The following is a 22,783-nucleotide window of genomic DNA, read 5'->3' as shown; positions in this document are numbered from 1 at the left end:
CATTTGTTGATTTTTCCACCATTCATTGCACTTTAAATGCCTTTGAAATGGTGGAAAAACGCATAAACCACGACTTTTTTGATAAATAAGTCATAAAAAAAGCGCCTTTAAGGCGCTATTTTTATCTGTATCCAATGATCAAAATCATCAAATACACATCCAATTAAGCTTCAGGAGCTGGGCTATATTGTTCAACTAAAGGTTGTAATTCACCTTTTTGGAACATATCAAGCATAATGTCGCTACCACCGATCAACTCACCATTGATCCATAATTGTGGGAAAGTCGGCCAGTTTGCAATTTGTGGAAGAGTTGCGCGAATATCTTGATTTTCAAGAATATTTACATAAGCAAACGGACGACCAATTTGACTGAGCGCTTCTACTGCACGCGCAGAGAAACCACACTGTGGAAACTGTGGAGTGCCTTTCATGTAAAGTAGAACTGCGTGTTTAGCAATTTGGTCACGAATTAACGCTTCTGTATCGCGTGCTTGTTCAGTCATTGATATATCCTCAATAAATCTGCTTCGCATTATACCCAAAACTGAGTAAAACAATATGACTAAAGCAATATTTCACGTTTTATTTACATTTCAGCTTTTCAAGTGAGTCATATTTTGCTTATATAGACCTCTTGATGCTCATATATATATGGCGTCTCCTCTATATTATTTCAATCACCTGACAAATTAGAGTTAGTCATGAATAACATTACCCTTGCCCCAGTACAAACTGATCAACCATCGCACTTGATGCCAGTATTTGGCCGCCAACCGATCAGCTTTGTCCGAGGTCAAGGTGCTCACCTGTATACCGCAGATGGCACAGAATACTTAGACGCACTGACAGGGATCGCTGTTTGTGGTTTAGGTCACTCACATCCTGCAATTACAGCTGCAATTGCTGAACAGGCAGCGACCCTCATTCATACCAGTAACTTATTTGAAGTGCCTTGGCAAACGGCTGCTGCGCAAAAATTAGCTGAAGTTGCGGGTATGGAAGAAGTTTTCTTCTCAAATAGTGGTGCAGAATCAAATGAAGGTGCAATCAAAATTGCACGTAAATTTGGTCATATGCAAGGTGTTGCAAACCCTAAAATTATTGTTGCTGATCATTCATTCCATGGTCGTACCATGGCAACGTTATCTGCGACAGGTAACAAAAAAGTTCAAGAAGGCTTTGGCCCATTGGTTGAAGGTTTTATTCGTGTACCTTTTGGTGATATCGAAGCAATTGAAGAAGCTGCAATTCACCACCCTGACATCGTAGCGATTTTGGTTGAGCCGATCCAAGGTGAAGGTGGTGTAAATACTGCACCTCAAGGTTTTAGCTATTTAGAAGATATTCGTCGTATCTGTAACCAACACAACTGGTTAATGATGCTTGATGAAGTGCAAACAGGTAACGGCCGTACTGGTAAATACTTTGCGTATCAACACACCAATATTGTTCCTGATGTGCTAACTACAGCTAAAGGTCTAGGTAATGGTTTCCCTATTGGCGCAGTCATGACTCAAGGTCGTGGTGTAGGCGTTTTAACAGCGGGTAACCACGGTTCAACTTATAGCGGTACAGCATTAGGTTCACGTGTGGTTTATACCGTGATTGATACCATTCAAAAGGAAAACCTTGTTGAAAATGCTGCAAATATGGGTGCGTATCTTGTTGAGCAATTCACAGAGCAACTTGCAGAGCAAAACGTGACTGTTCGTGGTTTTGGTTTAATGGTCGGCATTGAATTACCAAAAGCATGTGGCGAACTTGTGAATATTGCACGTGATGAGCATCACTTGATTATTAACGTAACAGCAGGCTCTGTGATTCGTTTATTACCTACGCTGAACATCAATAAAAAACAAGCGGATATCTTGATTGAACGCATTGTTAAAATGGTGAAAAACTTTCTAGCGTAATTTGTGCCGAAGGTAAAAAAAGCCGCTGATTGCGGCTTTTTTTATATCTTTTTAAACCTTTTTTGTTTTTATGAGGCTTCTTGGTATACACGTCCGCCTGGTAATTGACTGAAATACAATTTTAATGCATCTAGGCAACGATGAATCTTGGTAGGCTGTTGATCACGTTTAGACATCACCGCATATAGAGTGAATGATGGTAAGCGCCATTCTGGTAAAACTTCAACAAGAGAACCGTTTAATAAGTCTTTTTGCGTATCTAGATATAATATTCTTGCAATGCCATGTCCTTGTTGACACATTGCTTTTGCAGCAAATACATTATTTGTTGTAAATCGGGAGTGCACATCCAATTCAACCTGCTCTTTAGTCACTGCATTTTCAAATGCAAAATGCTGAAAGTTTCTAACCAAATTTATTTGAACCATATCATGATTTTGTAAATCTTCTGGTCGTGTAATTAAACTGGTTTGGTTGATATAGCTTGGTGCTGCAACGAGAACTTGTTCAACATGTGCCAATGGCACCACATGAAACTGTTGATCATCAATTTTTGAACTCATTCGTAGCGCAATATCAATGCGGCCATCAATTAAGTCGATATATTGATTATCTGCTTCTAGATGAACGGATAAACCGCGATGTGCCGACATCCAATGTGACAATGCAGGAATCACATGATTCGCACAAAGTTCTGGTGTTGATGCAATACGTAATTCACCGACTAAGTCGTCACGAAGTTCATTGATACGAATTTTGCCGCGCTCTGCGGCAGATAGCATCTCTTGGCAACTATGAAAAAAAGCTTGTCCAGCTTCTGTCAAACTTAACTTACGTGTTGAACGATGTAAAAGAATGACTTCCATATCCTGCTCTAGTGAGCGGATTTGCTGACTCACGGCACTCGTGGTAATACCTAACTCACGAGCAGCACCGCTAAACGAATTTTTTTCCACAACGCAAGCAAAGACACCCATTGCTCGAAGTTGATCTAACATAAATTTCCCTCATAAACTTATGAGAAGCTTCATCTTTCGATAAAAGCAACTCATTGTATTATACGGGGATATTTTGCTTTTGCATTATATATTTAATTATTTGGTAAAACAGAAGTTGGATTGATTGGTTTACCATCTAAACGCACTTGGAACTCAAGCATCGTGCGGTTGGTACCCGATGAACCCATCTCACCAATTTGCTGCCCTGCTTTCACAGTATCGCCACTTTTGACATTCATTTTACTGTTATGTGCATATGCAGTGATATAGCCATTAATATGCTTCACCAAAATTAAATTGCCGTACTCTTTAAGACCATCGGCGGCATAGACCACTTGACCATCAGCTGCTGCAAAAATAGGATCACCTGTATTACCTGCGTAACGTGTTCCTTTCACATTCGATGCTAAGTTATAGCCTTGTAATACCGTAGGACGCGATACTGGACTCACCCAACGTAAACTTGAAGAACTGACCACTGGCGTTGGAACTGTAGTTCGCGTCACTGTCGATGGAGTGGTTGAAGCTTGAGTCACGGGCGCTGTTTGCGTTGGCATTGCAATCGTTTGGCGTTGAATTGGTGCCGCTTGAGTCATGGCTTGTGTAGACGTCGTACGACGAGAGCCACTATTTTTAAGGCGAATGGATTGTCCAACATAGATGCGATAAGGCTGGGCAATATCGTTCATTTCTGCGATGCTGACATAGCTCAAGCCATAGCGAGCTGCGATGCCACTTAAAGTATCTCCCGAACGAACTGTATAATAATCCGGAGCAGTCGCATAACGGGTCGCATTATTAATTTGTGGTTTTGACGCACAGCCAGTCATGACCAAAGTTGTAACCACAGCAGCAGATAAAACAAGGGTCTTAAATAATGCTGCAGGAGCGGTAATAACGCGATATTGTGACACCAGGGACATCATCTTCCTCACTAATAATTCAAATATAGTCATTATGAATGGGCTAAGATTAGCAAAAATCCACTCTAAAAAAGTTGCGGCATAACCATTTTCACAAAGTTATAACACTAATACTTAAATTTTAGATAACTCTGCGTGTAAGTTATTCAAAATCTCATAGTTTGTAGCATCCATTTGTATAGGCGTTACACTGACATAACCATTTGCCACGGCAAAAAAATCTGACTCGATATCGGTTAAGCCTTTCTTAGGCTCTGCCACTGCCTCGCCTGCCAATCCAATCCAATAGACTTGACGACCACGCGGGTCTACATGACTGGTAATCGGTTTGGACTGTAAACGTCTTCCTTGATAGGTCACTTTGGTGCCTTGAAGTTCAGCAACATCTGGAATATTAATATTAAAAATATGTCGTGCAGGTAGCGCGGGTAGTCCATTGGCGATAAAATCATGCACCCATTGCGCGGCGACTGCATAATCTTCTGGGTTATTATAACTACGCACATTTGGCCCAGCCAAAGACACGGCTAGCGCAGGTTGTTTCATTAAACGGCCTTCAAATGCCGCACCCACTGTCCCTGAATACAGCACATCATCACCTAGATTTGCGCCACTATTGATTCCACTCACCACTAGATCAAATTCAAAATCAAACAGACCATTCATTGATAAATACACACAGTCCGCAGGTGTACCATTTACCGCCCACATATTCGGTGCAATTTCGACAGGTCGTAATGGTCGATCTAAAGTTAAAGCACTTGAAAAACCGCTGCGTTCGCTTTCAGGCGCCACAATCACCACACGACCGAGAGGACGCAATGCATGTGCTAAAGCTTGGATACCGGGAGCAAAAACGCCATCATCATTGGCAATTAAAATATTCACAACTAAATTTCCATTACTAAAAAATTAAAAATGACTCACAAGAACATTTTATTGAAATATATGAATAATTATATATATTTACATTTCAACATCCAGCATAAATGTGTGTGTACAAAATGAATAAAACCGTAGCACTTCGTGGTTTATTGAGCTTTGCTCTAGCAGCTTGCATGACTCAAACTGTGGTCGCAGACAATGACTTCACTCAAGAAGAAGCCAATACCATCGTAAAAGAAGATATTGCATCTGCACAAGTCATGTTAGAAGTATGCCCTGCGATTATTGGTCAAAATGCAAAATTTGATGCCAACATTCAAGCACTCACTAAAACATATCTTGCTGATTATTCTGATAAATCAATGACATTAGAAAAATTACAGTCTGACAGCGAATATAAATCAGTTCTTGAAGAAGCGCGTCAAGCTGCTAAAGAAACTGATAAAGCTGAGCAAAAATCAGTTTGTGATGACGTTTTAAGTTATGAAGGTTAATTGATCATTGAGCTTTGGACGTCCTCTAAATAGGTTAGTCCTTATTGCATCACCTGCCAAAAAAAGGATGAAGCCTTATAGCCTCATCCTTTTTTCTTTCACAATGTATTGATTTCTAAACAGCTTCAATACAATTTTCTACTGATCTCTACCAGAAATACGATTAAGCTAGGCAAATAAATTTTAGCTATTTGATATCTTTTAGGTTATTTAACAGGTTATTTAAATGAAAAACTCCTTTGTAAAATCTCTTTGTGCCCTTAGCCTTTCTACTTTTGCTTTCACTACCATGTCTGCACATGCCGCAGATGAAAAAATTGAAGTTACCCCTACACCTCAAGTGACCAGTCAAGAACTTGCAGCTATCTATGTACTATCTGAAGTCTGCCCAAAACTGGTGAATGACAAAGATCAACCAAAGTTTGAAGCGGGTTATGCAAAATTAGCTAAAGAATATATGCCGAATGAAAAGAACCCAGTAAATGCTTTACAGCAACTCAGCAAACAAAAAAGTTTTAAAGATGCTTTAAAAGAAGCACAGTCTGATGCGAAGAAAGCTGGCGATAAGAAAAATGGTGCGATTTGCAAAGAATTGACTGCTTACAGCAAATAATACCAATTGGTTACAATACTTTTAAAATAAGCGCTTGCACCCCATAGCAGTCCGCCTAGCTTTGTCCTAAAATGCTAGGCTCTTTGTGCTTATACCTAAGTTATTGGAACCACCCAGAATGACCCGAAAAACCGCCCTTGCCGCATTACTACTTGCACCTAGTTTTTCATTCGCGGCAACTGTCCTTTCTGCACCACCTGAATTAAATAATAAATCTTATGTGCTGATGGACTATGAGACAGGGCAAATCCTTGCTTCTAAAAATGAAAACGAAAAATTAGCTCCTGCTTCAATGACAAAAATGATGACCAGTTACATCATTGAGCAAAAGTTATTAAGCGGTGAACTAACTGAAAATGAAAAAGTACGTATGAATGAGTCGGCTTGGTGTCGCGGCAGCAGCACTGAGTCATGTATGTACGTTCCGCTCAACGGTACTGCAACTGCATTAGAAATGTTACGTGGCATTATCATTCAGTCGGGTAACGATGCTTCTAAAGCTATGGCAGAACATATTGCTGGCAATGAAGGCACCTTTGCCCACATGATGAACCAAGAAGCGAAACGTATTGGCATGGTGAATACTCAATTCATCAATGCGACAGGTATGCCAGCTGAAGGACATTTCTCGACTGCCAAAGATATGGCGACTCTTGCGCAACATATCATTCATGACAGTTCAAAATACTATCCGATCTATTCTGAAAAAGAATTTACGTTCAATGGCATTAAGCAAGGCAACCGTAATGCCCTGCTTTATACTGACCCAAGTGTAGATGGTTTAAAAACTGGCCATACTGAAGAAGCGGGCTACTGCTTAACGACTTCAGCTAAACGTGGTCCTTTACGTTTAATTTCAGTGATCTTTGGTGCGCCAAGCATGAACGAACGTGCATCTCAAACACGTGAAATTTTAGCTTGGGGTTATGCAAACTTTGAAACTGTAAAAGTTCAACCTGCTAAACAAGTGCTTGCAAAAGCAAAAGTTTGGTACGGTAAAGACAATCAAGTTCAAGTAGGTCTAGCTGAAAACTTTAACGTGACGATGCCTAAAGGCGAAGCGAACGCCATTAAAACTCAATTGGTTGTTCAACCAAAATTAACTGCTCCTTTAAAACAAGGTCAAGTGGTCGGTAAATACGTTGCAACGCTTAATGGCAAAGTCATTGCTGAAAAACCACTTGTTGCTCTACAAAATGTAGAAGAAGCTGGTTTCTTTGCAAAAATGATTGATCACATCAAACAATTCTTTAGCAACTTATTCTAAGTTTGATGAAAACTCGATATTAAGACTAAAGTGAAAGCATCTAGATTTCGGTCTAGGTGCTTTTTTATTTTATACTGCCTAAAAACCTGTAGATGACTTTCCTATGAGCCAAAACATTCGCCCTTATTTAGACACTGTTCCACGTATTGCTGACTCTTGCTATATCGATGAAATGTCAGTGGTGATTGGCGATGTTGTATTGGCTGAAAATGTCTCTGTTTGGCCATTTGCTGTGATTCGTGGTGATGTAAACCATATTCGTATTGGTAAAAACTCTAATGTGCAAGATCACTCAATGTTGCATGTGAGTCATAAAAAAGCCGATAAGCCTGAGGGTTCTCCACTGATTATTGGTGAAGATGTCACAATTGGTCATCATGTAAAATTGCATGGCTGTACTATTGGTAATCGTGTTTTAGTCGGTATAGGTACGATTATTTTAGATGATGTAATTGTTGAAGATGATGTGATGATTGGTGCTGGTTCACTTGTCCCACCCAATAAAGTTTTAGAAAGTGGTTATTTATATGTGGGCAGTCCCGTTAAGAAAGTTCGACCTTTAACAGATAAAGAAAAAGCGTTCTTGCCTTATTCAGCGCAGAATTATGTGAAGGTGTCGGGGAATTATAAATAAAATAGATTTTGCATAAGATTTTTATGTAAAAAAATGAAAACTCAGGTAGGTCTAGCATTACTTGCTATTGTAGCAACTAATGAAAATATTTAGAGAAATGCAAGTGTTCTAAATTTATTAGAAAAAAACTTAAAAATAGAAAATGAAGTCTGTAATAAAAAAATTGTAAAAAGTCAGTTTAATCAAGAAAATTTCATCTTTAATTAAAGTTGAAATGCAAATGGGATATGAAGCCAAATTAGATGGCTGAATAATTTATCCAAATCCAAGATTTACAACACATACATTCACATTAACTTCGGCTGCTAGACGTATTTCATGAAAAAATATCTAATTTTAACTATTCTTTTTAGTACAGTTTTCACTATAACTGGATGCTCTAATGCACAAGAGATTCCAAAGAAAAATGAAGTTGTAGAAGAACAAAAAATATCCCTATCAGATGATATTATCATCCAAAAATACAGAACATTAATGAATGATATAGACATTCATAACCCTAAATCTAAAGAAAAATTAAAAAATATTTTATTAGATGTAAAAAAAATCCAAGCTCAAAATGAGCGAGAAAAAATAGAAATGAATATTTATCTCTCTTTAGAAATGTATCAAGAGGCTTATGAATTAAATAAGAAACAACTCAATGAGAGACCAACTCAAGCTAAATTATTTAAGCACTGTGAACTAATGCAAATTTTGAAATATCCGCAAAATGACCTGCGATCTTGTCAGAGTAAAGTAGCAGAAGGTATAAGGAATGAATTAAAGACTATCCCCAAAGATGATCCAGCCTATCCGTATGCTAAATGGGGATATTTATTAGCTATGTATAAATCAGGACATGGTGAGTATAAAGAACAAATGGAAAAATTCATTAACTCGACTACAGATGAAACAATGAAGTTCCAATTTCAGGGTTCTTATGAAATGGCAATTGAAAGTAACAATTGAAATAGTGCATGTATTAATTATTTTTTAAAATTAATCATATGCATATTACAAAAAAAGCCTATATCAACTGTTCAGGGCTTTTTATGATTCATTGTTTCCAACCCCATTTATGAAACAGTGTTCCATAAATTTCTACGCTAAAAAATATCTCTCTCCAAAGAATTCACCTCCCATCATAGCCACCGCTCCCTAAATTTTGTAGAATAGCGTTTTTACCCCATGGTGCTTTTCTATGACCGCTTGGACTGCTCACGTCACTGTTGCGACAGTCGTTGAAAAAGACGGAAAATTCCTATTTGTTGAAGAACATACAGAAGGTGTGACTCATACTGTATTTAATCAACCTGCAGGTCATGTTGAAGCTGGCGAAACCATTATTGAAGCAGCCATTCGAGAAACCATGGAAGAAACAGGTCACGATGTAGAAATCACGAATCTTCTAGGCATGTATACTTATACTCCTCCGATGTTCCCTGATCGTACTTATTTCCGTTTTTGTTTCTTAGCTAAGGACATTCAGTACCATTCCGATGCACAGTTAGACACAGGTATTGTCGGTGCAGTATGGATGACGCTTGATGAACTCATTGAGTCTGCCCGTGCGCGCAGTCCATTAGTCATCAAAGCTGTACAAGATGCTCTTTCAGGTCAAAAATTTCCTTTATCGCTCATTTACGAGCACCAAAATTCTCCCTTAATTTCAAATTTGGATGCTTAATCCTATGCAACAACGTGTCATCGTCGGTATGTCTGGTGGTGTAGATTCTTCTGTATCTGCAGCACTTTTACTTCAACAAGGTTATCAAGTTGAAGGTCTTTTCATGAAAAACTGGGAAGAAGATGACGGCACGGAATACTGTACGGCAATGGAAGATCTTGCCGATGCTCAAGCTGTTTGTGACAAAATTGGTATCAAACTTCATACCGCAAACTTTGCGATGGAATATTGGGACCGTGTCTTTGAGCATTTTTTAGAAGAATATGCCGCTGGTCGTACACCAAATCCAGATATTCTCTGCAATAAAGAAATTAAATTCCGTGCATTTCTTGACCATGCTGTGAACTTAGGTGCTGACTTTATTGCGACAGGCCATTATTGCCGCCGTGGTGAAACGCTAAAAAATTCACGTGGTGAAGAGTATGCACCTCTACTGCGTGGCCTAGACAACAATAAAGACCAAACCTATTTCCTACATGCAGTGCATGGTCGTGAAATTAACAAAACTTTGTTCCCTGTAGGTGAAATTGAAAAACCACAAGTGCGTAAAATCGCTGAAGAACTTGGTTTAGCCACTGCGAAGAAAAAAGACTCTACTGGCATCTGCTTTATTGGCGAACGTCGATTTAATGACTTCTTAAAGCAATATTTACCTGCTCAACCCGGAAAAATCGTCTTAGACACGGGTAAAGAGGTTGGTGAACATCACGGCTTAATGTACTATACGCTCGGCCAACGTGGTGGCATCGGTCTTGGTGGTCTAAAAGGTGCTGAAGAAGGCGCTTGGTTTGTACTTCACAAAGACATTGAGGGTAACCGCCTAGTCGTTGGTCAAGGTCATGAACATCCACTCATGCAAAGCACCATTTTATGGTCTGAAGCGATTGATTGGGTGGCTGGTGAACAAGAGATTCCTGAATCAGGTTTCCGCTGCACAGCGAAAACTCGTTATCGTCAGCCTGACCAAGACTGTACATTATTTAAAGACTCTACAGCGCCAAATGGTGTGCGTGTCGAATTCGATGAGCCACAACGTGCTGTTACACCGGGTCAAAGTGTGGTGTTCTACACCGGTGAAGTTTGTTTAGGGGGTGGTGTGATTCATCATACCAATGCCCCTAAACCGGATTTTATTTCATAAGGATTGTTTCGGATGACAGAGTTACCGTTTCAACAGCCTCAGACTCTGAATACTCGCCAAAATCGCGCATTGGCGTTAGCTGCTGTTTTTCAAGCTACACAGCTTACGCATATGACTGCATTGACTGGGCAGCAGAGTATCGGGGAAAGCGGTAACTTTTATTTTGAACATCTCATTAAAGCCAGTTTAAATATCCGTCCTAAGTCGAATCAGTCTAGTCAGACGCTCGATTTTTTTAGTGGTTTGGCGGATATTTCACTGGGATTAAAAACCTTAGAAAGTAGCATTACTCAGCCCTTCAATACTTCTCCCAAATCTAGACTTCCTAAACTTGCCAATACCAAGCTACCCATGACGTATGCGATGGCGTTATTGCAGTTAGAAAAGAAAGTCTATAGCAATCCTAAATTTGTCGAAATCATCAAACAATCCCAACAAAAAATTCTAAGACAGCTTTCCTTTTTCGATAATAATTATTTACATCCAAGTATCATTGCCAATTTAGCGCAAACCTATATTGAAACTGCTGGCCAAATTAATCCACGTATTATGGTTCGTGGTAATGCCGAAGCATTTAAAGACACCTCTCATACCAATCGCATTCGCGCCACCTTATTTACCGGCTTACAAATGGCACATTTATGGCGTCAGCTCGGTGGTAGCTCATGGGGTATGATTTTCAGTAAGCGCAAGCTACTACAAGATATTCAAGATCTTGCCCGTTTACAGTATCAGGTGGTTTAACTGATGCAGTACGGGCTTTTTGTTTTACGTTTAATTCCAAAATTTAAGGAATCGCTATGAACGCTTTAACCGCACTTTCTCCATTAGATGGACGTTACGCAAGCAAATGTGATGCTCTACGTCCCTTCCTCTCTGAGTTTGGTTTAATCCATGCTCGTGTGACTGTTGAAGTGCGTTGGTTACAAGCGCTTGCAAACCGTCCTGAAATCACCGAAGTTCCTGCATTCAGTGCTGAAACGAATGCTGCACTTGACGCAATCGTTGCAAATTTCTCTGAAGACAATGCAAACCGTATTAAAGAAATTGAACGTACAACAAACCATGACGTAAAAGCAGTTGAGTACTTCTTAAAAGAGCAAATCGCACATATCGATGAGCTTAAAAATGCAGGCGAATTTATTCACTTTGCATGTACATCAGAAGACATCAACAACTTGTCTCACGCTTTAATGCTTAAAAATGGCCGTGAAGTTTTAGTTGCAGCAATGCAGCAAATCATCGATTCAATCGTTGCTTTGGCTGAACAACACGCTGAACAACCAATGTTGTCTCGTACACACGGTCAAACTGCAAGCCCAACAACTTTGGGTAAAGAAATGGCGAACGTGGCTTACCGCCTTGCACGTCAAATCAAACAATTTAAACAAGTTGAATTACTTGGTAAAATCAATGGTGCAGTAGGTAACTACAACGCGCACTACTCTGCTTACCCTGAAATTAACTGGCCTGCGCATTCACAAGCATTTGTTGAATCTTTAGGCTTAAAATTTAACCCGTACACCACTCAAATCGAACCACATGACTACATGGCGGAACTTTTTGATGCGCTACGTCGTTTCAATACGATTTTGATCGACTTTAACCGTGACGTTTGGGGCTATATCTCACTTGGTTTCTTCAAACAACGTTTGAAAGAAGGCGAAGTTGGTTCTTCAACAATGCCACATAAAGTTAATCCAATTGACTTCGAAAACTCTGAAGGTAACTTGGGTATTGCGAATGCGGTATTGGCTCACCTTGGTGAAAAACTTCCTGTATCTCGTTGGCAGCGTGACTTAACTGACTCAACTGTGCTTCGTAACATGGGTGTTGGTTTTGCACAAAGTTTGATTGCATTTGAAGCTTGCTCTAAAGGTATTGGCAAACTTGAATTGAATGCTCAACGTATTCTTGAAGACCTTGACCATGCTCAAGAAGTTCTTGCTGAACCAATTCAAACTGTTATGCGTCGTTATGCAGTTGAAAAACCATACGAAAAACTTAAAGCCCTCACTCGTGGTCAAGCAATGACTCGCGAAATGATGGTTGATTTCGTAAATGGTAACGAGTTAGAAGCTGTTCCAGCTGCTGACCGTGCACGTCTTGCTGAAATGACACCTGCAACATATACAGGTAATGCAGCAACTCAAGCAAAACAAATTGCTGAATTAATTTCAAAGATCTGATTTCTAAAATCTAATTTTAGATAGATCAAAAAAACGAGGCATCATGCCTCGTTTTTTATTTATAATACTTCTTCTCTCTTTGAGATAAGGAGCATGCTCCGCAAGGAGATAGAAAATTTAAACGTAATTTTATTCTGCAGGGCAATATTTCGCCCAATCATCTTTCATCCGTTGTAATTCACAGCCTGTTAAAACATCTGAATAATAAACATAATATGTGGCATCGAGATATTGAATCTCATGCCGAAACATCATGCCGCGCAAAGACACAGAGAGCTCTTCTGGAAAATCATCTGTTAAATTAAGTTCTTCAAACTCATAGTTAAAATAACAATTTTGAGTCGCAATAAATGCCTCAACAACGGCCATAGTTACTTCCAAATACTTAAACATCGATATTCATCTGAGTTTAATACAATCTTTTTGAAAATACTTATCCCTAGTAGCGAACTGATGACATTTGAAAAAATAATGCACAAATTCTAGCGCCGTCTAACAAACACTTTTCATCGCATTATGGCTATACTTGCCGCGAATTATAACCACTGCACACCGATAAAAATTTTGAGCTTTGTCTTTTCATGATTGATTTCAAATTAAAACTTAAGCACATCTTAGCTTTTGCATTATTAACTCTTGCCATTGTGATCGCCAGTATCCAACCTTTAGAAATGGAAGCGTATATCCTCCATCAAATCGGCACAGCGTTTATGCTGATCGTGTTGCTCGTTTTCCTCTATAAAATAGGACTGAGTTTCGCAACAGTTTGCCTGTATCTTGGCTTTTTACTGATTCATGTCATAGGTGCCCATTATTTATATTCTTATGTGCCTTATGCTGAATGGACACAAGCTCTATTCGGTTTCAACCTTGACCAAAGCATGGGATGGACGCGGAATATGTATGATCGGCTTGTACATCTTGCCTATGGTTTGCTGCTCTACCCGTTCTTTTATCGCATATTTCAAATATGGCTACCGCAATTAAAAGCCGGAACACTCTTTTTATTGGTTATACAATTCGTCATGGCGACCAGTTTATTTTATGAATGGATCGAATGGCTGATTGCCATTGGCTTATCACCAGAGGACGCTGAAAATTACAATGGGCAACAAGGTGATATTTGGGATGCGCATAAAGATATGCTGCTTGCAACATTTGGTGCGATGATCACTGGCGGCCTTTTATATTTCAATCTGAAAAAATCTTAAATAAAAAAGCACTCATCCGAGTGCTTTTTTATCGCTATATTCATGAATGGATGTATTAATAATTAATAGAGTGGTAGCACATTTAAGGATTGATCTAAAGGATCTAATGTGCCCCATGCTGTTTGGAACGCTGCATTCGAAACTGCTGTCCCACCCGATACCGTATTGATGGACGCATTTAAATAAGATGAATCATCTGATATTACATCAAGAGTATTGTTTGGCTCTTGATTGTTCAATAAGCTGTTCAAATCGATTTGATCATCAGAAATAAAAGAGCTTATTTCGTTTAAGCCAAAGCCCGACACACTGTGCTGCGCAAGTACATCAAACACAGTATTATCATCTACTAACTGCGATGCTTGATCATGTAATTCATTCGAAGCCTGTTCTTCTGAGATCAAGAATAAACTCGCTTTAGCAACTGTCATCGCTTCGACGGTAAAATCAAATGCTGAGCTTTTGGCACTGGTATTTCCAGCTAGATCCGTTTGGGTAAAACTATAGCTATACTTACCTGCCGCTAAGTCAGATTCTGGTGTATACAACCATTTTCCACTGGTATCTGCTTTGACCGTTGCCACTGCGACGCCATTTTTATAAATGGTGATCGTGGCATTTGCCTCACCTTTGCCTTCAAAACTTGGGGTTGAATCTTGAGTGCTCTCCCCCTGTTTAATGGTGAGCTTTGTCGTCTCGCGATCATCATACACAGTCGTCAATGTCGGCGCGGATGGCGCAATGGTGTCCTTTGTACCAATCACTTGCGTGCTCTTTGAGCTATTGCCAGCGGCATCTGTCGCAGTCACTTGAACAATATTATTATCTGTTATTGCGCTGCTTAATTTTACAGTATAGCGACCATCGTCACCAACAGTTGCGGTACCAAGTGTATTTCCCGCACTGTTTTTAATAGTAATTTTGGCACCAATTTCAGCGCTTCCTGACACTTCTGTACCATCTGTATTGATTGTTGCTGTTGGTGCAACGGGTGCCGTATTATCCGTTCCGGCAGTGACATTTAACGATATCGATTGATTGCCTGCCGCATCAACCACAATAATGGTTGTCTTATTACTATCCGACAGTGCTGGGGACAATGTTAGTTTAAATTGACCATTGGCATCTACCGTAGTGGTGGCGATGACTTGTAAATTTGCATCTAATATTTGAATGGTGCTATTGGCTTCGGCAGTACCAACCAGTTCAGTTCCGGCTTTATTCACTTCAATCTTAGGTTGATCAGGTCGAAGCGTATCTTTGCCCATCTCAACTGACTGCGCTTCAGATTTGTTGCCTGCTTTATCTTCTACAATGACTTTAGCCGTCTCACCTGCTTGTAAAGTATCACTTAATGCAATGGAGAAATTGCCATCACTTGCCGCAGTCACAGGCCCACCTAAAAGCGTTGTGCCATCTGCAGCATAAACATTTACTTTTGAACCCGCTTCCGCTAAACCGGAGATAAACTTACCGCTTTCATCTACTTGTGCATTTGCAGCATCTGGAGCAATAGTATCTTTGCTACCCGTTAAAATCATTGATTGAGAACTATTTCCAGCCTTGTCTTTAGCGTACAAAATCACGCGATTGCCGTCTGTAATCGCGTCATCTAAAGTAATTTTATAGTTGCCATCGGCATCTGCTTTAGATTGACCAATCGTATTGCCTTTCGCATCTACGATATAAACCGTTGCACCCACTTCCGCCTTACCGGACACGACTTTTCCGTCACTATCAAAACTTCCAGTTGGCGTACTTGGCGCTGTTTTGTCATTGCTAGAGGATTTATCATCTTCTTTGTCAAATGCTAGAAGATATACCGCTTCTGCACCTAAGATCGCCAATCCTGCTTTAAGTAGAGATGGCGAACCATCATCTTCACTTGCAACTTCCGTAGCTTGAGCAGGTGTTGTCGCCTGATTTAACTGTGTCGATGCAGATAAAGGCTGCGCAAATTCATTCACTGAACGATAACTCACCGTTTTGCCATCGACATCCATTTCGACTAGCTCAAATTGCTCTGGCCCACTATGTAAAACCAAAGAATTATCAGAGCTAAATTCATCTGTATAAAAATGATCAATCACGATTTTTTGACCATTTTTCAGGGTAATCACACATTGATTACCTACCCTATGGATCGACTGAATATCGGCTGGCTTAAGTTCTAACTGAATAACGGACGGTTGAGATATTTGTATTTTTGTGGCCTGAGTTTCTTTTAAAATCGTTTGATCTTTCTTTGATATCACGACAATTTTTGTCATTTCGCCCTCAGTGTTATTATGTAATAAACATCTAATAAATAATTAGTTAAGTACCTTATCAAATTGGTGCTGAACAGACAAACCATTCTGGATGTTAATTCATCAGAATTATTTTTATTTAATTTTCCACCTTAAATTCTACGCCAATAACAGCGGTTTCTATGGTTCTATCCATTTTAATATTTTAGATTCAGCCAAGTTTGGATAATCAAAATTATCTAAGTATTTATAAAGGATTGCTGTGTATTAGCCGCGCTTGCTGCAATTTTCAAAGTAGTGTCATTTAGAATAAAAAAAGCTCACCGAAGTGAGCTTTAAAGACATCATAACAAAAACGATTTTAGAGTTTAGGATCACGCAACTGCACGAGACTCGAATTGGCTTTGCTCAATGACTCCATCACTTTAGACATGACTGCAGGAACCAATGAATCCGCAATTTGTGCTGCTTGTAAGCCCAACTTCTCACCAAGTGTTGGCTTTTTGCGGGTTTCAATCATATATACATCATGTTGTGGCATAAGACTTAACAGATATTCATCTGACGTTTGCAATTTATCGACTAGATTAAGATCAATGGCATCTTGACCATACCAGTGCTCACCTGTTGCAACTTTATCGACATTAAGCTGAGGACGGTATTTTTCAACAAAGTGTTTAAACAAGTTATGCGTTTGCTGTAACTCTTCTTCAAATTTGGCTTTACCTTCAGCCGTATTTTCACCAAACATAGTGACGGTACGTTTGAACTGACCTGCTGTATACAGTTCAAAATCGATATGTTTTTCTTTCAATAAACGGTTAAAGTTTGGCACTTGTGCAACCACGCCAATCGATCCCACAACTGCAAATGGAGCTGAAACAATTTCATTTGCAATGCAGGCCATCATATAGCCACCACTTGCAGCAACTTTGTCCACGCAAATGGTTAAGTTAAATCCAGCATCACGTAAACGTACCAATTGTGCAGCAGCTAAACCATAGCCATGCACCATCCCGCCTGGGCTCTCTAAACGTAAAACCACGCGGTCGCGCCCAGCTTTTGCTGTCGCTAAGATTAGGGTAATTTCTTCACGAAGGCTTGTCACCGCCGATGCAGCGGTATCACCATTAAAATCGATCACATAAATTTTTTGGTTATTCTTTTTACGTGCGCGCGCTTCTTTTGATAATTGTTGGCTTAGTTGCAGCAGCTCAAGTTTAGATGCAGTGGTTTGCGCAATTTTTTTTCGTTGTTCATTAATACGTGCATTTAAGTGACTTACACGAATTTCCGCAGGCAACTTGGGATTATGAAATAGCATAAAATTGAAACTCATTTAATTCATATTTATGTTGTATAACATGTGGGTTGCATCACAAAAATTCAATCTATTTTTTGAAAATAATTCTCATTGAGCCAAATTGAGCATTTTATTTTTATCAAGACTTTTTGACCTAATTATTGACTTCATAAAAAAGAGCCTTTCGGCTCTTTTTTAGACAGACTAGATTAGCCAAAACGCCCGGTAATATACGCTTCAGTCAATTGATGATCCGGTTGGGTAAAGACTTTTTCAGTGGAATTCACTTCAATCAAATCTCCCAAATGGAAATATGCGGTACGGTCAGATACACGTGCTGCTTGTTGCATCGAGTGTGTCACAATCGCAATGGTATATTGCGCTGAGAGTTCAGTGATGAGTTCTTCTACTTTTGCAGTTGCAATCGGATCGAGTGCTGAACAAGGTTCATCCATCAAAATCACTTCAGGACTAACTGCAATGGTTCGCGCAATACATAGACGTTGCTGCTGACCACCTGAAAGCCCCGTACCCGGTTGGTTCAAACGGTCTTTCACTTCATCCCAAAGCCCCGCTTTACGCAGGCTATTTTCAACTATTTCCTCCATGTCGTATTTATCACGCGCCAATCCATGCAGTTTAGGACCATAAGCGACATTGTCAAAAATTGACTTTGGAAATGGGTTTGGTTTTTGGAATACCATGCCAACTTGAGCACGCAGTAATACCACATCAAGATTTGGATCATAGATGTCTTGATTATCCATGAGCACTTGTCCTGTCACACGACAAGAATCAATCGTGTCATTCATACGGTTGAGCGTACGCAGGAAAGTTGACTTACCACAACCAGACGGTCCAATAAAGGCGATCACTTCATTTTCATAAATGTTCAGATCAATGCCTTTGATCGCTTCAGATTCGCCATAGTACACATGCACATCATTGGTACTGATTTTCACATTGCTCGATTTCGCATCTTTTTTCGCGCTAGATTGCGTATCGAATTGTGACACAAACGCAGTATTGGTTTGTTTTTGGCTGCCCTGAGCAGAGGTAAATTGTGTTTGTTCTGGATTCACGGACTTATCCTGATATAAGGAATTCTTTTCAGTTGTAACGACGCTATTCATATAATGCCCTCAATTACCAGCGTACTTCAAATTTCTTACGTAACCAGATGGCTAAACTGTTTAAGCCGATCATGAGAGCAAGAAGTACAATGATTGCTGCTGCGGTACGTCCTTCAAAGAAGTTACGTAGCTCATTACCTTGCCAAAGGAAAATTTGTACAGGTAATGCAGTGGATTGATCTAAAGGAGTGGCTGGTACACTTGCTACAAAGGCACTCATACCAATCAATAATAATGGAGCAGTTTCACCTAGGGCTTGCGCAACACCAATAATGGCACCAGTTAAGATACCTGGTAATGCCAGTGGCAAGACGTGGTGAAATACAGTTTGTAAACGTGATGCACCCAAACCTAAAGCGGCTTGGCGGATCGATGGAGGAACAGCTTTTAGTGAAGCACGTGTGGTAATAATGACCGTTGGCAAAGTCATCAAACTTAAGACTAAACCACCAACCACAGGAGCCGAAAGTGGCATATGCATCCAACCAATAAAGATCGCTGCACCAAGCAAACCAAAGACAATCGAAGGAACCGCTGCTAGATTGTTAATATTGACTTCGACAACATCGGTAATCCAGTTTTTAGGTGCAAACTCTTCTAAGTAAATTGCAGATGCTACACCAATTGGAATCGAAATAATGATCACGATCAGCATCATAAATAACGACCCCATAAACGCCCCAGCTAAACCTGAAGTTGCAGGTGAGCTACGAGAGTCTGGATTCTTAAATATTTCCGTATTAAATGAGTTAGTAATAACACCATCAGCTTTAAGTTTATCTGCAATTTGGCGTACTTCTGGGCTCAATTGTTGCTGTTCATCAGGCAAGCTGCGGTCAATATTACCAGCCAACCAGACATCGACATTAGCATCTGCAAGGATTTTAAAATCTTGTTTTTGACCAATCAATGACGGATCTGCCATTACCATGTCACGTAAGCGATAAGCTTCTGAACTTGTATATAAACTGTTGAGATCATCACGTTGTGAGGCAATCGCTGGATCTTTTGCTATGATGCCATTTACGATGAGCGCATCCCAATCCACCATGCCCATTTCAGTTTGCCAAGCAATGTAACGCTCTTGGAACTGTGCAGGTGATTCACCTTCTTTTTGAATTGGTTTCGCACCAACTTTGACAATGTTTGGATCAAAAAACACAGGTACCGTCATTGAGCTTTGCCAAAATGCAGGTAAACCTTTGGCTAAAATACTGCCAAACAATAGCACGACGAAAAATAAACCAGTCACTACTGCACTAAAGCCCAAGACACGGAAGGTCTTTTCTTTACGATGTCTTTTCGCCAAAGAGTTTTCAATGATTTTCTTACGTTTTTCACGAAGCTCAGCGGCTGCATGTGAATCAAATTTTTGATTCATGTTTGATGTATTCGTCGTACTCATTCGTATTGCTCACGGTATTTACGCACAATATACAGTGCAACAATATTCAGCCCTAAGGTAATCACAAACAGTGTTAAACCGAGTGCAAAAGCAACCAATGCTTGAGGACTCGCAAAGTCTGTATCACCTGTTAATTGGTTTACGATGGTAATGGTGACTGTAGACACTGCTTCGAGCGGATTAATGTGTAGTAAAGGACTGTTCCCTGCTGCAAGTACCACAATCATGGTTTCACCAATTGCACGAGATGCTGCCAATAAGAATGCACCGATAATGCCCGGCAAAGCTGCAGGTATCACTACTTGGCGAATAGTTTCTGATTTTGTTGCACCCAAACCGAGTGAACCGTCACGAAGCGCGCGAGGAACTTGAGTAATGATGTCATCAGATAATGATGAAACGAATGGGATAATCATAATCCCCATCACAAAGCCTGCTGTTAGAGCACTGGTTGCATTAATATCGAGTCCAATATATGCGCCAAGCTGTTTTGCAAAGGGTCCAATAATCATTAAGGCAAATACACCATAAACGATGGTTGGAATACCTGCGAGAACTTCTATGGCAGGTTTTGCCCAAGCACGGAAACTTGGCTTTGCATATTCAGCCAAATAAATCGCAATCATCAGACCAACTGGAACAGCAACCAGTAGTGCAATACCACTAACCATGAGTGTGCCCCAAAGAAGTGGCAGCAAACCATAACTACCTTCGGCATTCCCTGATGTACTAAAACCTGGGTTCCATTCAGTGCCCAAGAAGAAATCGAGTGGACTGACAAAACTAAAGAAACGCATAGCTTCACTGAACATCGACATCACAATGCCAACTGTTGTCAGGATTGCGACCCCCGAACACAGTGCCAATGCGATATTAATAACTTTTTCGACTTGGTTACGTGCACGATATTTTTCTGCGATGCGGCGTTTAGCCAGGACTAAACCAATCAATGCCGCACAAATCACAACGGCCAATTTTGCATATGAGCCGATGCTTTCAATTTTCTTTAACTGTTCTGCTGCTGCAAGTTCATATGCAGCTGGCGTATCACTTACTCCAAAACCAGAAGCAATCGCTTGAACGCGGTCAACCATTACGCTTGTGCTTGCAGGATCTAAACCTAAACGAATATTTTCTGGGACATTATTTAAAATAACGTGTTGAAAAATACTTGGTTCAACTAAATTCCAAACAATCAAGATTAAAAAAGCGGGAATCCCACACCATAAAGCGACCAAAACACCATAATAACCCGGTCGTGAATGCAACATTGCTGAGTTATTGCCTTTACCTGCAAGTTTGCGACTTTTGGTCAGTCCAATTTGATAAGCGATTGCAATAATTGCGAGCAACACACCAATAAGTAGCAGATTCATGTAATCTCCACTGTTTCTTCAATTACACATTTTGAAAAAACTGTTTCTTTGCAAAAAAACCAATGGCAGGTCGACCCTGCCATTGGCTATTTCCATACTTTATTTAACAGCTTTACCCGCTTTAAAGTTTGCAAGAACTGCAGCGCGTTCTTTATCAGACATTGAAATTAAGCCTGCTTTTTCTAGCTTAGAACCTTTACCAGATACTTTTTTGCTTACAAAGAATTCTGTAAATTCTTTCAAGCCTTTGATGGATTTAAGATGTTCACCTTTCACGTAGAAGAACAATGGACGTGATACAGGGTAAGAACCATTCAGAATTGTTTTCTCAGATGGCGCTACATTATTCACTGTTGCTACACGTAACTTGTCACGGTTTTGGTCATAGAAACCTAGACCGAATACACCTACAGCGTTAGGTGAAGTTTTTAAGCGTGCCAATGTCTCTGTATAGTCGCCTGCGATTTCAATCACACGACCATCTTTACGGAATGTAGAACATGCCTTTTTCTTTGCATCTTTATCTAGCTTCGCAAATGCTTGGTAAGTTTCACAGCCAGCATCTACCATTTTCTCTTGGAATACTTCACGAGTACCGTGATTTGACGCTGGAATGACCAATGTAATTGCTTCGTTAGGAAGAGTTGGATCAATTTGGTTCCAACGTGTATATGGGTTTGCAACCATTTTACCGTTTGAAGGTAATTCAGCAGCAAGTGCAGCAAATACGTGCTGTGGGCGAAGTTTGAATGCCGCTTTTTTCGCATTTGAAGCAAATACGATACCGTCATATCCAACTTTAATTTCTAAGATTTGGTTAACGCCTGCTTTTTTACATGCAGCCAATTCAGTACCTTTAATTTTACGAGATGCGTTTGCAACATCAATTGTGTTATCGCCTACACCATTACAAAATTGTTTCAAACCACCTGAAGTACCGCCTGAACCTACGACAGGTGCTTTAAATTGTGGGAATGTATTACCAAACTCTTCCGCAACAATACTTGCATAAGGCAGTACAGTTGAAGAACCAGCAATTTGGATCGTGTCACGAGCTGCATTTGCAGTTGTAGCGACTGTTGCCCCAGTAGTGAGTACCATAGCAAGTGCGATATGATTTAAGCGCATTCTCATCTCTCTTAATTGATGCATTTATTGGAGTACGCCACTTTTATTTTTAAAGTCTTGTACTTTTTCGATATCTGCATTTTGATTTTAGAGTATGACAGTTAGGTTACATCTTTATGACGCTTTTATGATAATTGATCATTGCTCATTGATTTAAATATAATTCTTTATTTTTCAATACGTAATGAAATTTATCAAAGTATTGGTCTTATTTATTTCTACTTTGATATTCGTAAGAATTCATGTCACT

Annotated in this window: 22 protein-coding genes; 11 read left to right on the top strand and 11 right to left on the bottom strand. The window is 39.8% G+C overall.

Going from position 1 to position 22,783, the window contains the following annotated elements; translation table 11 throughout:
- Positions 1-163: 163 nt before the first annotated feature.
- On the bottom strand, positions 164-505 hold the full coding sequence (gene grxD / locus MST18_RS06045) for a Grx4 family monothiol glutaredoxin (RefSeq protein WP_067762767.1): 342 nt from the start codon (positions 503-505) through the stop codon (positions 164-166).
- A gap of 198 nt (positions 506-703) precedes the next feature.
- Here grxD and MST18_RS06040 point away from each other — a divergent pair, with 198 nt between their 5' ends.
- Positions 704-1,915 carry an aspartate aminotransferase family protein gene (locus MST18_RS06040; protein ID WP_180133107.1) on the top strand — a complete coding sequence of 404 codons (1,212 nt, stop codon included), beginning with the start codon at positions 704-706 and terminating at the stop codon, positions 1,913-1,915.
- A 68-nt stretch (positions 1,916-1,983) separates the two neighbouring features.
- On the opposite strand, the gene MST18_RS06035 is transcribed toward MST18_RS06040, so the two are convergent.
- The 3 genes from MST18_RS06035 to surE form a co-directional block, all read right to left on the bottom strand.
- Positions 1,984-2,913 carry a LysR family transcriptional regulator gene (locus tag MST18_RS06035; protein WP_180133106.1) on the bottom strand — a complete coding sequence of 310 codons (930 nt, stop codon included), beginning with the start codon at positions 2,911-2,913 and terminating at the stop codon, positions 1,984-1,986.
- Between the two features lie 92 nt (positions 2,914-3,005).
- Positions 3,006-3,836, bottom strand: a complete 831-nt coding sequence (locus MST18_RS06030; RefSeq protein ID WP_078191836.1) for a peptidoglycan DD-metalloendopeptidase family protein — start codon at positions 3,834-3,836, stop codon at positions 3,006-3,008.
- 114 nt (positions 3,837-3,950) lie between these two features.
- Positions 3,951-4,724, bottom strand: coding sequence for a 5'/3'-nucleotidase SurE (gene surE / locus MST18_RS06025; RefSeq protein WP_111884223.1), 774 nt, complete (start codon positions 4,722-4,724; stop codon positions 3,951-3,953).
- A gap of 116 nt (positions 4,725-4,840) precedes the next feature.
- On the opposite strand from surE, the gene MST18_RS06020 reads away from it, so the two are divergent.
- From MST18_RS06020 to purB, 9 genes are all read left to right on the top strand, one after another.
- The gene (locus MST18_RS06020) at positions 4,841-5,215 is read left to right on the top strand and encodes an MCR_0457 family protein (RefSeq protein WP_111884222.1); all 375 of its coding nucleotides are present in this window, start codon (positions 4,841-4,843) and stop codon (positions 5,213-5,215) included.
- Positions 5,216-5,441: 226 nt separating this feature from the next.
- The gene (locus tag MST18_RS06015; RefSeq protein ID WP_180107519.1) at positions 5,442-5,828 is read left to right on the top strand and encodes an MCR_0457 family protein; all 387 of its coding nucleotides are present in this window, start codon (positions 5,442-5,444) and stop codon (positions 5,826-5,828) included.
- A 118-nt stretch (positions 5,829-5,946) separates the two neighbouring features.
- Positions 5,947-7,095, top strand: a complete 1,149-nt coding sequence (gene dacC, locus MST18_RS06010; RefSeq protein WP_111884220.1) for a D-alanyl-D-alanine carboxypeptidase PBP5/6 — start codon at positions 5,947-5,949, stop codon at positions 7,093-7,095.
- Positions 7,096-7,198: 103 nt separating this feature from the next.
- Entirely contained in the window at positions 7,199-7,729 is a 531-nt protein-coding gene (locus MST18_RS06005; protein ID WP_111884219.1) for a gamma carbonic anhydrase family protein, read from the top strand.
- 318 nt (positions 7,730-8,047) lie between these two features.
- On the top strand, positions 8,048-8,680 hold the full coding sequence (locus MST18_RS06000; protein ID WP_180133105.1) for a hypothetical protein: 633 nt from the start codon (positions 8,048-8,050) through the stop codon (positions 8,678-8,680).
- A 232-nt stretch (positions 8,681-8,912) separates the two neighbouring features.
- On the top strand, positions 8,913-9,398 hold the full coding sequence (locus MST18_RS05995) for an NUDIX hydrolase (RefSeq protein WP_180010414.1): 486 nt from the start codon (positions 8,913-8,915) through the stop codon (positions 9,396-9,398).
- Between the two features lie 4 nt (positions 9,399-9,402).
- The gene (gene mnmA, locus MST18_RS05990) at positions 9,403-10,539 is read left to right on the top strand and encodes a tRNA 2-thiouridine(34) synthase MnmA (protein ID WP_180127220.1); all 1,137 of its coding nucleotides are present in this window, start codon (positions 9,403-9,405) and stop codon (positions 10,537-10,539) included.
- 12 nt (positions 10,540-10,551) lie between these two features.
- Positions 10,552-11,283 carry a high frequency lysogenization protein HflD gene (gene hflD / locus MST18_RS05985; protein WP_218952734.1) on the top strand — a complete coding sequence of 244 codons (732 nt, stop codon included), beginning with the start codon at positions 10,552-10,554 and terminating at the stop codon, positions 11,281-11,283.
- 56 nt (positions 11,284-11,339) lie between these two features.
- Positions 11,340-12,728 (top strand): adenylosuccinate lyase, encoded by a 1,389-nt coding sequence (gene purB / locus MST18_RS05980; RefSeq protein WP_180133103.1) that lies wholly within the window; start codon positions 11,340-11,342, stop codon positions 12,726-12,728.
- A 129-nt stretch (positions 12,729-12,857) separates the two neighbouring features.
- On the opposite strand, the gene MST18_RS05975 is transcribed toward purB, so the two are convergent.
- Complete coding sequence (locus tag MST18_RS05975; protein WP_180133102.1) at positions 12,858-13,097, bottom strand: hypothetical protein; 240 nt, start codon at positions 13,095-13,097, stop codon at positions 12,858-12,860.
- A 212-nt stretch (positions 13,098-13,309) separates the two neighbouring features.
- Here MST18_RS05975 and MST18_RS05970 point away from each other — a divergent pair, with 212 nt between their 5' ends.
- Positions 13,310-13,939, top strand: coding sequence for a DUF2238 domain-containing protein (locus tag MST18_RS05970; protein ID WP_180133101.1), 630 nt, complete (start codon positions 13,310-13,312; stop codon positions 13,937-13,939).
- A 62-nt stretch (positions 13,940-14,001) separates the two neighbouring features.
- Here MST18_RS05970 and MST18_RS05965 read toward each other — a convergent pair whose 3' ends face one another.
- The 6 genes from MST18_RS05965 to MST18_RS05940 all read right to left on the bottom strand — a co-directional run bounded on the left by MST18_RS05965 (position 14,002) and on the right by MST18_RS05940 (position 22,533).
- On the bottom strand, positions 14,002-16,209 hold the full coding sequence (locus tag MST18_RS05965) for an Ig-like domain-containing protein (RefSeq protein ID WP_180133100.1): 2,208 nt from the start codon (positions 16,207-16,209) through the stop codon (positions 14,002-14,004).
- A gap of 340 nt (positions 16,210-16,549) precedes the next feature.
- The gene (gene sohB / locus MST18_RS05960; RefSeq protein ID WP_078190186.1) at positions 16,550-17,512 is read right to left on the bottom strand and encodes a protease SohB; all 963 of its coding nucleotides are present in this window, start codon (positions 17,510-17,512) and stop codon (positions 16,550-16,552) included.
- 188 nt (positions 17,513-17,700) lie between these two features.
- Complete coding sequence (gene pstB, locus MST18_RS05955; protein WP_218945842.1) at positions 17,701-18,624, bottom strand: phosphate ABC transporter ATP-binding protein PstB; 924 nt, start codon at positions 18,622-18,624, stop codon at positions 17,701-17,703.
- 13 nt (positions 18,625-18,637) lie between these two features.
- Positions 18,638-20,029, bottom strand: a complete 1,392-nt coding sequence (pstA, locus tag MST18_RS05950; protein WP_180133099.1) for a phosphate ABC transporter permease PstA — start codon at positions 20,027-20,029, stop codon at positions 18,638-18,640.
- On the bottom strand, positions 20,026-21,405 hold the full coding sequence (pstC, locus tag MST18_RS05945) for a phosphate ABC transporter permease subunit PstC (protein WP_180133098.1): 1,380 nt from the start codon (positions 21,403-21,405) through the stop codon (positions 20,026-20,028). The genes pstA and pstC overlap by 4 nt, the downstream gene beginning before the upstream one ends.
- 99 nt (positions 21,406-21,504) lie before the next feature.
- The gene (locus MST18_RS05940) at positions 21,505-22,533 is read right to left on the bottom strand and encodes a substrate-binding domain-containing protein (RefSeq protein WP_180133097.1); all 1,029 of its coding nucleotides are present in this window, start codon (positions 22,531-22,533) and stop codon (positions 21,505-21,507) included.
- Positions 22,534-22,783: the final 250 nt, after the last annotated feature.

The organism is Acinetobacter sp. YH12068_T, assembly GCF_024606005.1.
GTDB lineage: Bacteria > Pseudomonadota > Gammaproteobacteria > Pseudomonadales > Moraxellaceae > Acinetobacter > Acinetobacter amyesii.
The sequence above is the reverse complement of the archived record's forward strand: the minus strand, read 5'-3'. Positions and strand labels throughout refer to the sequence as shown.